The sequence below is a fragment of the Streptomyces sp. NPDC058246 genome, from assembly GCF_042881985.1.
In the GTDB taxonomy this organism is placed as follows: Bacteria; Actinomycetota; Actinomycetes; order Streptomycetales; family Streptomycetaceae; genus Streptomyces.
The window spans coordinates 112,766-126,703 of record NZ_JBHVWZ010000010.1 but is presented as its reverse complement, the minus strand read 5'-3'; the positions used below and the strand labels follow the sequence as shown (position 1 = coordinate 126,703).

The window sequence follows — 13,938 nt, the reverse complement described above, 5'->3', positions numbered from 1 at the left end:
AGATGTGGGGGGAGAGCATCCGGCGAGGAGGGCCGCAGGACATGGAGAGCACTCGGGCAGACGGGTTTGGTGCGGGGGCGCGCGGGGTGGTGAGGCCGACCGGGACCCTGGGCGGCACACTCCGGCTGGTGCGGACGGACGACTTCGACTCGCTGGACCCCGGCAACACGTACTACGCCTACACCTGGAACTTCCTCCGGCTCATCGGCCGGACCCTGGTCACCTTCGACACCGCCCCGGGCAAGGCGGGCCAGCGCCTGGTGCCGGACCTCGCCGAGTCGCTGGGGGAGTCGTCCGAAGGCGGGAGGGTGTGGACGTACCGCCTGCGGGCGGGGCTCCGGTACGAGGACGGCAGCCCGGTGACGTCCGGGGACGTCAAGTACGCCATCGCCAGGAGCAATTACGGGACCGATGTGCTGGGAGCGGGGCCCACCTACTTCCGGCATCTGCTGGGGACGAACTACGGCGGGCCCTGGCGCGAGCCGGACATCGACGGGCCGGTCACTCTGGAGACACCGGACGAGCGCACCCTCGTCCTGCGGCTCGGGGAACCCTTCGCGGGGATGGATCTGCTGGCGACCATGCCCAGTACCACCCCGGTGCCCCGTCGGCTGGACACCGGCGCCGAGTACCGGCTGCGGCCGGTCGCCACCGGGCCGTACCGCGTCGTCTCGTACACCCGTGGCGAACTCGCCGTACTGGAGCCCAATCCGCACTGGGACCCGGCGACCGATCCGGTCCGCAGGCAGCGCGCCGGGCGGATCGAGGTGCACCTCGGCAAGGACCCGCACGAGGTGGACCGCATGCTGCTGGCCGGGGAGGCGCACATCGACCTCGCCGGGTTCGGGGTGCAGCCCTCCACCCAGGAGCGGATCCTCGCCGACCCGGCGCTGCGCGCCAACGCCGACAACCCGCTCACCGGGTTCACCTGGATCTACTGCCTGTCGAGCCGGATCGCGCCGTTCGACAACGTCCACTGCCGGCGAGCCGTGCAGTTCGCCACGGACAAGGCCGCCATGCAGGCGGCGTACGGCGGCTCGGTGGGCGGGGACATCGCCACGACCATCCTTCCGCCGACCATCGACGGGTATCAGGCCTTTGACCGCTATCCCGTCGGCGACGACGGGACCGGAGATCTGGACGCCGCCCGGGCCGAGCTCGCTGCCGCCGGGATGCCGGACGGTTTCCGGACGAAGATCGCCGCCCGCAAGGACCGGCTCAAGGAGTACCGGGCCGCCGAGGCACTGGCGGCCGGGCTGGCGAGGGTCGGGATCGAGGCCGAGGTCCTGGACTTCCCCTCCGGTGACTACTTCGACATCTACGGCGGCTGCCCGGCCTATCTGCGCGAGCACGGGATCGGGATCATCATGTTCGGCTGGGGCGCCGACTTCCCGGACGGGTACGGGTTCCTGCAGCAGATCGTCGACGGGCGGGCGATCAAGGAGCGCGGCAACCAGAACATGGGTGAGCTGGACGATCCGGAGATCAACGAACTGCTCGACCGCGGGGCCACCTCGGGTGATCCGGCCGAGCGCGCGGAGATCTGGCACCGCATCGACCGGCTGACCATGGAGCACGCGGTGATCGTGCCGTATCTGTACCCGCGCTCCCTGCTCTACCGGCACCCGGACGCCCGCAATGTGTACGTCACCGGGTCGTTCGGCATGTACGACTACGTGGCGCTCGGTGCCAGTTGAGCCCAAGGGGCGTCGTCCTGCCGGTGCCGCGCCGGCAGGGCGATGCTCCGGCAGGACGCCACCGCCTCCTGGAACTCGGCCTCGAAACGGGCCAGTTGGTGCAGGAACCGGCGGGTGGGGCTGGTCAGCTCCGTGCCGCGCGCGCTGCGCAGCAACAGCCCCGCGCCCAGGCCGACTTCGAGGCGGTGGATGCGGCGGGTCAGCGCGGACTGGCTGATGGACAGCACGGTGGCCGCGCGGTTGATGCTGCCGTGCTTGGCCACCGCCCGCAGCACGTGCAGGTCCTCGACGTCGAACTTCCTGGTCGCGGCGGCGGTCGCGCTCGGCGCCTGGGCCTCCCGCGCCGGGCGTACGGGGCGGGTGATCCGTGCCGTCTCGTCCCGGTGCCAGCGTGCCCACCACGGGTCGCGCAGCAGACGCTGGTGGTGCTGGGCGAACCGGCGCAGATAGCGGTCGGCGAGCAGCGCGGCGAGCTGCTCGGCCAGCGCGCGGGGGACGACGGTCGGATCGACGAGCAGGCTGGTGGTGCGGTGCGGGCGCTCCACGACCGGGCGGTGCACCAGGGAGGGCGCGAGCACGGCCGGATGCGTGGGGGAGCCGAGCCCGATGGCGTCGCCGCGGCGCAGCATGCCGCGCGCCACCGAAGCGCCGGTGACATGCAGTGCGGCGGGCGCGGGCAGACCGGCGGCCTGGAAGACGCGGGCCACCAGGACCTCGGAGTCGGGGCCGACCTCGGAGACCCAGTTCTCGTCCCGCAGATCGGCGAGCGCGACCGCGTCCCGGCCGGCCAGCGGGTGATCGAAGGGCAGCGTGACCCAGAGCGGATCGTCGAGAACGGCATACGTGCGCACGGCCCGCTCGACCGAGTCGCGCGGGGCGTCGACGCTCCATGTGTGCGCCGCGTCGACGTGGTAGCCGGCCAGCCTGCGCAGGACCTGCTGCGGGGTGTCGTGGTGCACCGACAGAAGGATGTCCAGCGTGGCCGCGGCGTCCTCGACCACGTCTTCCAGGAGCGGTTCGGCGGAGGCGATGGCCAGGACGGCGGGTGCGTCCACCGCCTCGGAGCCGCGCCCGAAGATGTTCGTCTGTACGGCCAGATCGATCTGGCGGAAGAAACGGCGCCCGGCCACCAGCAGACGCGAGCCCGCCGAGGTCAGCCGCGCGGTGTGGCGGCTGCGCAGGGTCAGCGGGAGGCCGACGGTCTCGTCGAGGCGGTCGAGCCGGCGCTCGACGGCGCCGTGCCGCGACCCGGTGCGCCGGGCGACTTCCGCGAGATCACCGCACTGCCCCACCGCGTCCAGCAGCGACAGGTCGGGGCGGGTGAAGGGAAAGGCGGAAGGGGAGGCCGAAGGTGAGGGTGAAGGTGAGGAAAGGGCGGGAGAAGAGGAAGAAGGGGAGGGAAGGGATTTCGGCCGGACGGGAACAGACTTTATCGCAGGCCCCATTGTGGGCGTTATCGCAGACGTTGGTTCTGACCCGTAAGACAATGTCGGTTTCCTTTTGGTCAAGGACTGTGCCGCTTGATTGTCCGCAGTGCTTCAAGGAATTCCTGGTGGCTTCGCTGCGGCGATGTTAGGCACGTCCTCTCTCCGGGCTCTCCTCGCGCCCGGAGCCGGAGACCGTCAGGCCTGGTCGGTCGGGCGGATGAAGATCTCGTTGACCGTCATGTGGGCGGGCGCCGTCACGGCGTAGCGCACCGCCTCGGCGATGTCGGCGGCCTGCAACTGCCGGATCTTGCTCACCCGTTCCTCGATGGCCGTCTTGGTCGGCGCGTGGGTGATGTGCTCACGCAGCTCGGTCTCGACCGTGCCCGGCTCGACGACCACCACGCGCACCCCGCGTTCGGTGACCTCCTGGCGCAGTCCCTCGCTGAAGCCGTTCACGGCGAATTTGCTGGCGTTGTAGCCCGCGGCGCCGCGGCCCGCCACGCGCGCGGCGATCGAAGAGATCTGTACGACCGTGCCCTGGCTCCCCAGCAGGTGCGGCAGTGCCGCGTGGGTCATGTACATCAGCCCCAGGACGTTGGTGTTGATCATGCGGGTCCAGTCGGTGGTGTCGGCGCCCTCGACGGGACCCAGCAACATCACCCCGGCGTTGTTCACCAGGATGTCGAGCCGGCCGAGGGTCTGCACGGTCGAGCGCACGGCGTCCCGCACCGCCCGCTCGTCGGTGACGTCCAGTTCGAGGACGTGGACGGTGGCGCCGGTGGCCTCCAGTTCGTCCCTCAGGGCGTGCAGCCGGTCGACGCGGCGGGCCGCGACGGCCACCGCGGCGCCCTCGGCGGCCAGCACCCGCGCCGTGGCCTCACCGATTCCCGAGCTCGCGCCCGTGATGAGCGCGACTTTCCCGTGCAGTGCGGAAACCTTCCCCGGTGCGGAGGCCGTCTGCGGTGCGGAAACCTTCTCCGGTGCGGAGGCCGTCTGCGGTGTTGAAGTCATCATTCCCCCGGTGGGTGACGGACAGGGAGCGAGAATGGCCGAGACCTGAGAATGGCGTGCTGCCTGAAAAGGGTCTGGCCGTCGCGACGCTATCAGCCGCTCCATCGACCGGTGAATGCCTTTCCGTGCCTCAGGTTATGACTGTTTCCGGCCGGTTATGCGTGCCGGGCCGCGGGCCAGGACGTCTCCGGGCGGGCACGGCAGATTGGGTCGGCGACAGCACGTCGGCGCGACTCCTGTGCAGCGGTCTGCGCAGCGATAGGCGGTGGATGATGCAGAACGACGCGGCACTCCAGGAGCAGAACGACGGGGCTCCCGGGGCGGAGAGGGCGGCGGCACCCTCGTACCCCATGCCGCGCGTCTCTCCCGTGGACCCGCCACCCCCGCTCGCCGCGCTCCGGGCCGGCCGCGCCGCGAGCCGGGTGACGCTGTGGGACGGCAGCGAGGTCTGGCTGGTCACCTCGCACGCCGGTGTGCGGGCCGTGCTGGGCGACCGCCGGTTCACCGCCGTCACCAGTGCTCCCGGCTTCCCGATGCTGACCCGCACCTCGCAGCTCGTGCGCGCCGCACCCCACACGGCCTCGTTCATCCGCATGGACGACCCGGACCACTCCCGGCTGCGCTCGATGCTCACCCGCGACTTCCTCGCGCGCAAGGCCGAGGAAATGCGGCCCGTGCTACGGGAGTTGCTGGACGAGATGCTCTCCGGTCTGGTGGCCGGTGAGCGTCCGGTCGATCTCGTCGCCGGTCTGACCATCCCCGTGCCGTCCCGGGTCATCGCCCTGCTGTTCGGAGTGGGCGAGGACCGCCGGGACTTCATCGAGAGCCGCAGCGCGATCCTCATCGACCGCGGTTACACGCCCGATCAAGTGGCGGCGGCGCGCGATGAGCTGGACGGATTTCTGCGGGAGCTCGTCGAGGAGCGGGTCGCCGGTCCCGGCACCGATCTGGTGAGCCGCCTGGTGACCGACCAGGTACGGCCCGGCCGGCTGAGCGTCGAGGAACTGGTCCCGATGTGCCGGCTGCTGCTGGTGGCCGGGCACGGCACGACCACCAGCCAGGCCAGCCTCAGCCTGCTCAGCCTGGCCACGGACCCTGGCCTCGCGGAAGCGCTCACCAAGGACGAGGGCCTGCTGCCCAAGGCGGTGGAGGAGTTGCTGCGCTTCCACTCCATCGTGCAGAACGGGCTGGCCCGCGCTGCCACCGAGGACGTACGGCTCGACGACGTGACGATCAAGGCCGGCGAGGGCGTCGTCCTCTCCCTCTCGGCGGGCAACCGCGACGAGCAGGTCTTCCCGTCGCCCGACACCCTCGACCCGCACCGCGACGCCCGCCGCCATCTGGCCTTCGGACACGGCATCCACCAGTGCCTGGGGCAGTGGCTGGCCAAGGTCGAGATCGAGGAGATGCTGGCCGCCGTGTTGCGCCGGATGCCCGGCGTGCGGCTGGCCGTGCCGTTCGAGGAGCTGGACTTCCGTCACGAGGTGTCGAGTTACGGGCTCGGCGCGCTGCCGGTGACGTGGTGAGCGACGTGACCGGAACGGGCGATGTGACCGAAGCGGGCGATGTGACCGAAGCGGGCGGCGTGACCGAAGCGGGTGGCGTGACCGAAGCGGGCAGCGAGAACGATCTGAGCGCCGTGCCCGGGACGAGCCGTCTGACGGTGTCCGTCGACCGGGACGTCTGCTGTGCCATGGGGCGGTGCGCCGAGGCCGGGCCCGGCATCTTCGGCCAGGACGCCGACACCGGCACCGTCGTCCTGCTCGACCCCACCCCCGCCCCCGCACTGCACGCGGCGGCCCGGCTCTGTGCCGAGCTGTGCCCGTGCGGGGCCATCACGGTCACCGAGGACTGAGGAGCGATGATGATCAAGGCCCCTGGTTCCGACGCCGTCGTCGGCTCGGCGGCAGCAGCCGACGCAGCGGCAGCCGACGCAGCCGCCGACGACGCGGCAGCAGCCGACGCCGCCGCGGCGGCGCTCGCCGCCGACGACTCCCCGATGGGGAAGGCGGCCCGGTGGGCGGTAGGGCTGCTGACGGCGCCCGGCCTCGCCCCGGACGCGTCCACGGCCGTCCGCTTCGTGCCGACCTTCCCCGCCCGGCACGCGGGGGGCTTCTCCGCGACGCTGGCCCAGTGGCGGGCCGAGGGGCCGTTCACGGTACGGGAGTACCAGCCGGTGGCCCACAAGGGCTGGGTCGTCCTGTCCGGGCCGACCGGCGTGCGCCACACGCTGTCGCTGACCCTCGACTCCACCGGGCTGATCCGCATTCTCGCCCTCCAGCCCGAGACGGTGATCCCCGAGATACGCACCTGGGACGAGCTGGAGGAAGCGCTGCGCACCCCCGGCGTCGGCCACTCCGTGCTCGCCGCCCGCATCACGCCCGCCGGAACCGTCGTCCTGCACGAGTCGGACGCCGCCCGGCCGATGCCCACCGGGTCGGCGTACAAGCTCTATGTGATGCGAGCCCTCGTCCACGCCCTCCAGCACACGGGGCTGAGCTGGGACGACGAGGTCACCGTACGGCCCGAACTGCGCAGCCTGCCTACGGGCGACATGCAGGATCTGCCGGACGGCACCCGCGTCACGGTGCGCGAGACGGCGTACAAGATGATCGCGATGAGCGACAACACCGGCGCCGATCTGCTCGCGGACCGGCTGGGCCGGGACGCCGTGGAGCGCGCGGTGGTCGCCTCCCGGCACCACGACCCGTCCCTGCTGCGCCCCTTCCTCACCAGCCACGAGGTCTTCGAACTCGGCTGGGGAGCACCGGAGTTGCGTGCGGCCTGGGTGGAACGGGACGAGGCCGGACGCCGCGAGCTGCTGCGGCAGATCGCCCGGCCGATGACCGTACGCGGCTCCGACCTGGGCCCGACGGTGCACCGGCTGGGCCTCGACTGGCACATGACCGCGTACGACGTGCTCCACGTCCTCGACGGTCTCCGCCAGGACAGCGAGCGCGACACCACCGGCACCGTCGAGCACATCCTGACCGCCTACCCCGGCGTTCCGGTGGACCACGTCCGATGGCCACGGGTCTACTTCAAGGCCGGTTCCTGCCCCGGCGTGATGATGTTCTGCTGGCTGCTCCAGGACCGGGACGGCACCGCCCACGTGCTGGTGCTGCGGCAGGCCGCCGACGAGCAGAAGCCCATCGGCGACGGCCTGTTGCTGCGCGGGCTCGGTGCGCGGGTCATCAACTCCGGTCTGCTGGAAGCGGGGCCACCGCACGGCGAGGGCGGCAACGGGAAGGCAGACGGGGAAGACGACGGGAAAGCCGACTGGAAGGCAGTCGGGGAAGCCGACGGAGAAGCAGGCGGGAAAGCGGACGGGAGAGCCGACGGAGAAGCCGACGGGAAAGCCGCCCGGTGAGCGTCAAGGACCGGCTCCTCGCCGTGCTCGTCGCCGTGCTGTGGGGGCTGAACTTCCTCGCCGTACGGATCGGACTCGACCACTACCCGCCGTTCTTCCTCTCCGCGCTGCGCTTCGTCGTCCTCGCCGTGCCGGTGATCCTCTTCGTGCCCCGGCCGAAGGCGCCGGTGCGCTGGCTGGTGGTCTACGGACTGGGCTTCGGCGCCCTGCAGTTCGGGCTGCTCTTCCTCGCCATCGACCAGGGCATGCCGTCCGGGCAGGCCTCGGTCGTGGTGCAGGCGTCGGCGCCGTTCACCATGCTGCTCGGCGCGCTGTTCCTGGGCGAACGGGTCTCCCGGCGCCAGCTGGGCGGCATAGCCCTCGCCGTCCTCGGCATGGCCGTGATCGCGGTCGAACGCGCCCGCAGCGCCGCCCTGCTCCCCCTGCTGCTGACCCTGCTGGCCGCGCTCGGCTGGGCGTTCGGCAACATCGCCAGCCGGCAGGCCCGCCCCGACCACCCCCTGCGCTTCGCCCTGTGGATGTCCGTCGTCCCCCCGCTCCCGCTGCTGGCCCTGTCCGCCGCCATGGAGGGCCCCACCACGGGCTGGCGCGCCCTCGGCGACTCCTTCGGGCCCGACGGCTGGACCGGCCTGGTGGCCCTGCTGTACACGGCTCTCGCGGGCTCGGTCGTCGGCTCCGGCATCTGGACCACCCTCCTGAAGCGCTACGAGGCGGGAGTCGTCGCCCCGTTCTCCATGCTGGTGCCGGTGGTGGGGGTCGCGGCGGCGTGGGCGGTGCTGGGGGAGGAGCTCACGGGCTGGTCGCTCACGGGCGGGTCGGCGGTGGTCCTGGGGGTGCTCCTGGGAACGGGCTGGACCCCCGGGCCCCGTGAGGGGCGCGGGGCTGTGACATCCGCGGCTCCGCCGCGTGGGCGTGACCAGCCGCGAAGTGCCAGCGACGGCCGGAGGGGGAATCAGTCCCCGGAACCGACGAGCCCCGTCCAGGACACCCACCGCTCATAAGGCACGAACCCCATGGCCGCGTTGACCGCGATCATCGCGTGGTTGTCCTCCGCGTTGGCGGTCTCGACGAGCCGTACGGCAGGCTCGTGCCGCAACACGTACGCGAGATTCGCCAGCTTCAGGAGCATCCCGAGCCGATGCCCGCGATGCGCCCGGTGCACCACCGTCATCCCCTGAAGCGCGTACGCGGGATTCCCCGTGGTCTTCGAGACGCTGGTGTACCCGGCCAGCCGGCCGCTCGCCTCGTGGACGACACCCGTGTGGTACGCCCGCCGCCCCCGCCCCACCCGCATGGTCTCGAACTCCCGGGCGTAGCTGGTCTCGACCTCCTGGTCCTCGTCGAAGGCCTCGTCGCCCAGCGACTGTTCGAGCACGGACACCCGTACCGCGTACGCGTCGGGCGTGATGGTCCCCCAGGTGACCAGGGAGTACCCCGCGGGCACCGAGGGGACGCCGTCGGCCAGCGGATCATGAACCTCCAGGTCGAGCCACTGGTGCACGCCGGCCGGTACGGACGAGCGCTCCGCCCCCATCGCCGCCGCGAAGGCGGCCGGCCCCGGGTCGCGCGCCGGACCGCCGGGCAGCTCCTCCACCACGGTCGCGGCGAGCGCGGACCGCCCGTGTCCCGCGGCGATGTCGACCGCCCGCCCGTACAGCGCCCGCCCGATGCCCCGGCGGCGCAGCTCCGGACGTACGAGGAGCTGGTCGACCCGTGCCACGTCGGCGCCGTCGGGCAGCGCGAGCCGCAGCGCGCCGACGACGCGGCCGCCGTGCCCGTCATGGCGGACGACCCAGTCCTCCAGCTTGGTGGCGGGCGGCGGGAAGCGCAGCGAGCCGGTCATGTCGGCGGTGCACGGAGGCGCGGACCCGGGGACGTCGCCGGCGGAGTCGGCCAGCAGCCGCAGCCACTGGCCGACCGTGGTCTCGTCGTCGGCGGACAGCGGGCTGAAGCGCAGCTCGCGCGTGAGGTCGTTCACGTGGTGCTCTCCCGGTCGGTGCGGTGGGTGGGGTGGGTGCGCGGGGTGCCGTGGGCGGGGTGGGCGTGCTCGGGATCGACGCCCATCGCCTGGACGTCGTAGAGCCCGAAGGCCGGATGGACGTACACATTGGTGACCCACGGGTTGCGGAAGTGCAGGGTCTTGTCGTGGACCAGGGGGAGGATCACGGCGTGCTCCATCACCAGGCGTTCGACGGCCTGCCACTGGCGGGCCCGCTCACCGGGGTCGGTGGTGTGCAGGCTCCGGTCGATGAGCTCGTTGACGCGCGGGTCGTCGAGCTCGGCGATGTTCCAGTTGCCGCCGTTGCGTTTGATCTGGCGGCCGTCGACGAGGGGCGCGAGGAAGCCGTACTCGGTGGGGAAGTCGGCGCCCCAGTCGGTGACGACGAGCCCGAGCCGGTGCGTGCGGATGGTCTCCGGGTGCCCGGCGCCCAGGCTGAAGTAGCTCGCGACGTCCAGTTCCTTCACGGTCAGCCGGATGCCGACCCGGGCCACCGACTCGGCGAGCGCGTCGGCGACCAGCCGGAACTTGCCGCGCTGGGTGCCGATCACCGCGTCGAAGCCGTCCGGAAGCCCCGCCGATTCCAGCTCGGCGCGTGCCGCGTCGAGGTCGCCGCGCAGGTCCGGGCCGGTCGGGTAGCGGTCCAGGGTCTGGTGGGCGGGCAGCCGGGGCGGGAACAGGGCGGTGGTGAGGTCGCCGCCGGTGACCGGGCCGCCGCGCGCCTGCTGGAGCAGGATCTTGTCGGCGGCGTAGTGCACGGCCCGGCGCGCGTGCACGTCGTCGAAGGGCGGGATGTGCGGCTGGACCGACACGAAGTGCAGGAAACTCGTCCGGGGGTTGTCGGTGTACGACCGCAGGACGCCGTCCGTCGTGACCCGGTCCTGCGCCGCGTGCTGGAGGCCCCGGCCTTCGAGGTTGACGTCGAACTCCCCGGCCATCAGCCGCTCGTCGAGCTCGTCGACGTCCACCCCGATGGTCAGCTCCACCCGGTCGGGCAGCGCCGGGCGGACCGGGTCCGTCGCGCGATCCCAGTACGGGTTGCGCTCCAGGTGCAGGAACGCGCCCGGCCGGTGGACGGCGACGCGGTACGGGCCGCTGGAGCGCGGGTCCTTCCCGTACGCCGCCCCGGTGTCGGCGCGCCTCGGCACCGGCGCGGCGCAGGGCTGCGCCATCAGATGGTCGAAGTCCGAGAACGGGCGCCGCAGATGGAAGACGATCGTGCGCGCGTCGGGGGTGCGGACGGACCGCAGCGGGTCGGCCGTCCGGTACGGGCCCGGGTACGGCCGTGCGGGATCGTCCAGGAGCGGTACGAGGTAGGTGGGGCCGCCGGGCAGGACGTCCTGAGCGAACACCCGCTGTACGGCGTGGCGCAGGTCGTCCGAGGTGATCGGGGTGCCGTCGTCGTAGCGCAGGTTCTCGCGCAGCCGGTACGTCCAGGTGCGCCCGCCGTCGCTGACCTGCCCGGGGCTCTCGGCGAGGTCCGGGACGGGGACGAGCCCGGCGGGGCCCGGGTCGGTGGGGTAGGCCATGAGGGTGCGGTTGAGCATGCGCTGCAACAGCCAGACCCACACGTAGTAGGTGCGGGCCGGGTCGAGGGAGTCCACGTCGGCCGAGGAGACCAGGCGCAGGGTCCCACCGCGCCGCTCCGAGGGGTTCACCAGCGAGCCGACGGCGGCGTCCCAGCCGGCGCCCGCGCCCGCGTCCGTACGTAGGCCCGCATCCGTACGTGCACCCGTATCTGTGCCCGTATCCGCAGTCGTGTCCGAACCCGCCGTCGCCGCGGAAAGTCGTGCCCTCATCGTGTGGTCTCCCCCAGCCGTAGCAGGAACGAGTACTCCTCGCTCGCCAGGCAGCCGCGGGCGAGTTTCGCCTCGACGCTGCCGATCCCGGCGTGCAGGACGGACACGCCCTCGCGCGCGGCGGCTTCGAGGACGCGGTAGTACAGGACGTCGTAGTAGAGCGGCAGCTTGCCCTGGGCGTCGTAGTCGAAGCCGGCGCGGTGGCCGAACCACTGCTCCTCACCGCGGGCCCGGGAGCGCAGCACCATGCCGAAGCCGATGATGCTGCCGTCCTTGCGGGCCACCGAGACCATGGCGTCGTCGCCCATCACCTCGGAGATCCAGCTCAGCAGACCGGCCGAGTGCTCGGGGCTGGCCGGATTGCCGTACTTCCGCAGCAGGTTGCAGTCCAGCTCGCCCAGGCGCGGGGCCAGCGCCTTGGTCAGCGGTTCGAGGTGGACCTCGACCTTCGCCTCGGCCAGGGCGCGGCGCTCCAGGCGCACCCGGCGGCGCCGGTGCTTGCTCATCTCTTCGAGGAACTGGTCCCAGCCGCCGGGCGGAATGGGCAGCCAGGCGTAGTGCGCGGAGAGGTGCGAGCGGTAGCCGCGGCGGCGCAGCAGGGCGACCAGGCCGGTGTCGCGGACGTCGACGTGGGGGAAGCAGACGGTCGCCGCCCCGCGCTCCGCGCCGAGTTGCTCGGCCCGCTCCACCAGCGCCTCGACGTCCGAGGGCAGTGCGTCGGGACCGGCCGGCGGCCGGGTGCGGCCCAGGTGCCGGCCGCCGCACACCAGCGACGGCAGCAGGGCCGCCGGATCGCCCTGGGCCACCTCGTCCAGGACGGCGACGGCCTCCGGCGTACCGCCGTCCTCCAGGGCCCGCGAGAGCATCGCGTCCGGCCGGGCGAGCAGCCACGGCACGGAGTCGTCGGCCCACGCGGCGACGAGGCCCGCGACCGGCCTCCCGTCCCGGTGCTGGACGAGAAAGTCCATCGTGGTGCCGGAGTTGCGCTCCTGCACCGCGAGCCAGCGGGACGTCTGGAAGAAGTCCTCCGCGCCGAGCAGGCCGTCCCAGCCGGCGGCGGGCAGCCCGGCGGCGTCGGCCACCGGCCGGACGTCGCCGTGGCTGCCCAGATACGGACCGGAGCCCTTCACAGCGTCTCCGCCTCGTCCGCCCCGTCCGCCACGGCGGCCGTGTTGGTCCCGCCCGCCTTGCCCGCCTCGCCCGTCTCACCCGGCTCGTCCTCCTCGACCACGAAGTCGAGGTACGCGGCCGCCTTGTCGGCGAGGGCCTGCGCTTCGAGCCGGTCGGGCCCGTTGCAGTAGGTGAAGCCGACGCAGGAGGAGTTGTCCATGCGCTGCAACAGGTGGTCGCCCGGTTCCACGTGCAGCAGCACCTGGACACCCGGCACCGAGGCGGCGGCCTCCACCCCGTCCACGCGCTTGAGCACACCGCGCCGCTGCGGGTAGATCATCCGGACGGCGGCGCCCCCGGAGTGCCGGACCGGCTCGATCGGCGGGACCTCGCCGATCGTCAGCAGCCAGGCGTCCAGGATGGGGCTGCGCCCGGTGACGTCCGTGACGAGCATGGTCATGCAGCTCGACGGCGTCCGCGGGTTGGCCTCGATGACGCGCCAGCCGGACTCGGTGCGCCGGACCTCGGTGTGACAGGGCCCGTGGTCGTAGCCGATCGCCTTGAGCGTGCCGCGGACCACGGAGTAGAGCTGGTCGCGCTCCTCGTCGGAGAGCGGGACGGGGAAGGTGTGCCCGCACTCGATGTAGGCCGGGTCGCCGAACAGGTCCTTGGAGGTGACGCCGAAGACGTGCGTGTAGCCGTCCACCGTCATCGTCTCGACGCTGACCTCGACGCCTTCGACGTACGTCTCCAGGAGCACGTCTCCCGAACGCGGCTGGCCGCGCAGACTGTGCCGTATCCCGGACAGCTCTTGCCACGCCTCGACCAGCTGGGCCATGTCGTCGACCCGGCGGACCCCGTAACTGATCGCCTCCGCGGGCGGTTTGGCGATCATCGGGAAGCCCAGCCGGCCGGCCGCCGCGTCGAGCTGCTCGCGGCTGCTGACCAGCATGTGGGGGATGTTGAACGGTACGTCGCCGAGTGCGACGCGCAGCCGGTCCTTGACGTTGGCGGTCTCCACGGCCGCGGGATCGGGACCCGGCAGGCCGAGGCGCCGGGCGGCCTGCGCGGCGAGCACCGTGTGGTAGTCGGAGAACGACGTCAGACCGTCCACGAGAGGGGCGCCGTCCTCGCCGGTCACCGCGGAGAGCACCGCTTCGAGATCGGTGGTGTCGACGTCGATCACGCGGTCGACGGCCGCGGCGAGCGGGTGGGAGTCCCAGTCGTGGCCGTGTGTGTACCAGGCCCGGTCGCCGGTGAGCAGCCACACCTCCAGACCGTGCTCGCGGGCCTGGTGCAGGCCCAGGACGAACGGGTGGTTCTGCATGTGCTCGACGATCGCGATGCGCCTGCCGGCGAACTTCGCGTAGTCGGCCAGGGGTGTTGTCATGGGACCGCCTCCATGGTCCGCCGCCGAACACGTCGGTGGCGTTGCAGTCGACTGGCGTTGAGCACCAGTTGAATGCCTGGGCCACGGCGGGGCCATGAATCGGGTGGTCACGTGCATAGGCGGCGGGCGAGGCGC

At 72.2% G+C, this 13,938-nt stretch carries 11 protein-coding genes; 5 read left to right on the top strand and 6 right to left on the bottom strand.

Annotated features, from left to right (window positions below; genetic code table 11):
* Positions 1–41: 41 nt before the first annotated feature.
* Positions 42–1,697, top strand: a complete 1,656-nt coding sequence (locus tag ACFVXA_RS17460; RefSeq protein ID WP_383906258.1) for an ABC transporter substrate-binding protein — start codon at positions 42–44, stop codon at positions 1,695–1,697.
* On the opposite strand, the gene ACFVXA_RS17455 is transcribed toward ACFVXA_RS17460, so the two are convergent.
* Together ACFVXA_RS17455 and ACFVXA_RS17450 are read right to left on the bottom strand one after the other, a co-directional pair.
* Complete coding sequence (locus ACFVXA_RS17455; protein WP_390025455.1) at positions 1,673–2,989, bottom strand: LysR family transcriptional regulator; 1,317 nt, start codon at positions 2,987–2,989, stop codon at positions 1,673–1,675. The two genes, ACFVXA_RS17460 and ACFVXA_RS17455, sit on opposite strands and share 25 nt — an antisense overlap.
* Positions 2,990–3,319: 330 nt before the next feature.
* On the bottom strand, positions 3,320–4,135 hold the full coding sequence (locus ACFVXA_RS17450) for an SDR family NAD(P)-dependent oxidoreductase (RefSeq protein WP_389752348.1): 816 nt from the start codon (positions 4,133–4,135) through the stop codon (positions 3,320–3,322).
* A 269-nt stretch (positions 4,136–4,404) separates the two neighbouring features.
* Here ACFVXA_RS17450 and ACFVXA_RS17445 point away from each other — a divergent pair, with 269 nt between their 5' ends.
* Genes ACFVXA_RS17445 through ACFVXA_RS17430 form a run of 4 tightly spaced genes read left to right on the top strand, consistent with a single transcriptional unit; the run spans position 4,405 to position 8,506 of the window.
* A complete protein-coding gene (locus ACFVXA_RS17445; RefSeq protein WP_389467217.1) occupies positions 4,405–5,661 on the top strand; it encodes a cytochrome P450 in 1,257 nt (418 codons plus the stop codon).
* A 5-nt stretch (positions 5,662–5,666) separates the two neighbouring features.
* Positions 5,667–5,990, top strand: a complete 324-nt coding sequence (locus ACFVXA_RS17440; protein WP_383739964.1) for a ferredoxin — start codon at positions 5,667–5,669, stop codon at positions 5,988–5,990.
* Positions 5,991–5,999: 9 nt separating this feature from the next.
* The gene (locus tag ACFVXA_RS17435) at positions 6,000–7,505 is read left to right on the top strand and encodes a Cpe/LpqF family protein (RefSeq protein ID WP_390025452.1); all 1,506 of its coding nucleotides are present in this window, start codon (positions 6,000–6,002) and stop codon (positions 7,503–7,505) included.
* A complete protein-coding gene (locus tag ACFVXA_RS17430; protein ID WP_383739958.1) occupies positions 7,502–8,506 on the top strand; it encodes an EamA family transporter in 1,005 nt (334 codons plus the stop codon). Before ACFVXA_RS17435 ends, ACFVXA_RS17430 begins: the two co-directional genes overlap by 4 nt.
* On the opposite strand, the gene ACFVXA_RS17425 is transcribed toward ACFVXA_RS17430, so the two are convergent.
* From ACFVXA_RS17425 to ACFVXA_RS17410, 4 genes are read right to left on the bottom strand one after another with little or no spacing between them, the layout of a single operon-like run.
* Positions 8,458–9,483 (bottom strand): GNAT family N-acetyltransferase, encoded by a 1,026-nt coding sequence (locus ACFVXA_RS17425; protein WP_362031443.1) that lies wholly within the window; start codon positions 9,481–9,483, stop codon positions 8,458–8,460. The genes ACFVXA_RS17430 and ACFVXA_RS17425 overlap by 49 nt on opposite strands.
* Positions 9,480–11,303: an ABC transporter substrate-binding protein gene (locus tag ACFVXA_RS17420; protein ID WP_389752308.1), complete on the bottom strand. Its 1,824-nt coding sequence runs from the start codon at positions 11,301–11,303 to the stop codon at positions 9,480–9,482. Before ACFVXA_RS17420 ends, ACFVXA_RS17425 begins: the two co-directional genes overlap by 4 nt.
* A complete protein-coding gene (locus tag ACFVXA_RS17415; RefSeq protein ID WP_362031439.1) occupies positions 11,300–12,433 on the bottom strand; it encodes a GNAT family N-acetyltransferase in 1,134 nt (377 codons plus the stop codon). Before ACFVXA_RS17415 ends, ACFVXA_RS17420 begins: the two co-directional genes overlap by 4 nt.
* Entirely contained in the window at positions 12,430–13,803 is a 1,374-nt protein-coding gene (locus ACFVXA_RS17410; RefSeq protein WP_389512355.1) for an ATP-grasp domain-containing protein, read from the bottom strand. The genes ACFVXA_RS17415 and ACFVXA_RS17410 overlap by 4 nt, the downstream gene beginning before the upstream one ends.
* Positions 13,804–13,938: the final 135 nt, after the last annotated feature.

Excerpts from the sequence above, each read along its gene's own strand:
- ACFVXA_RS17420 (WP_389752308.1), bottom strand. The coding sequence starts at position 11,303 with ATGAGGGCACGACTTTCCGCGGCGACGGCGGGTTCGGACACGACTGCG.
- ACFVXA_RS17445 (WP_389467217.1), top strand. The coding sequence starts at position 4,405 with ATGATGCAGAACGACGCGGCACTCCAGGAGCAGAACGACGGGGCTCCC.
- ACFVXA_RS17435 (WP_390025452.1), top strand. The coding sequence starts at position 6,000 with ATGATCAAGGCCCCTGGTTCCGACGCCGTCGTCGGCTCGGCGGCAGCA.
- ACFVXA_RS17460 (WP_383906258.1), top strand. The coding sequence starts at position 42 with ATGGAGAGCACTCGGGCAGACGGGTTTGGTGCGGGGGCGCGCGGGGTG.
- ACFVXA_RS17450 (WP_389752348.1), bottom strand. The coding sequence starts at position 4,135 with ATGACTTCAACACCGCAGACGGCCTCCGCACCGGAGAAGGTTTCCGCA.
- ACFVXA_RS17410 (WP_389512355.1), bottom strand. The coding sequence starts at position 13,803 with ATGACAACACCCCTGGCCGACTACGCGAAGTTCGCCGGCAGGCGCATC.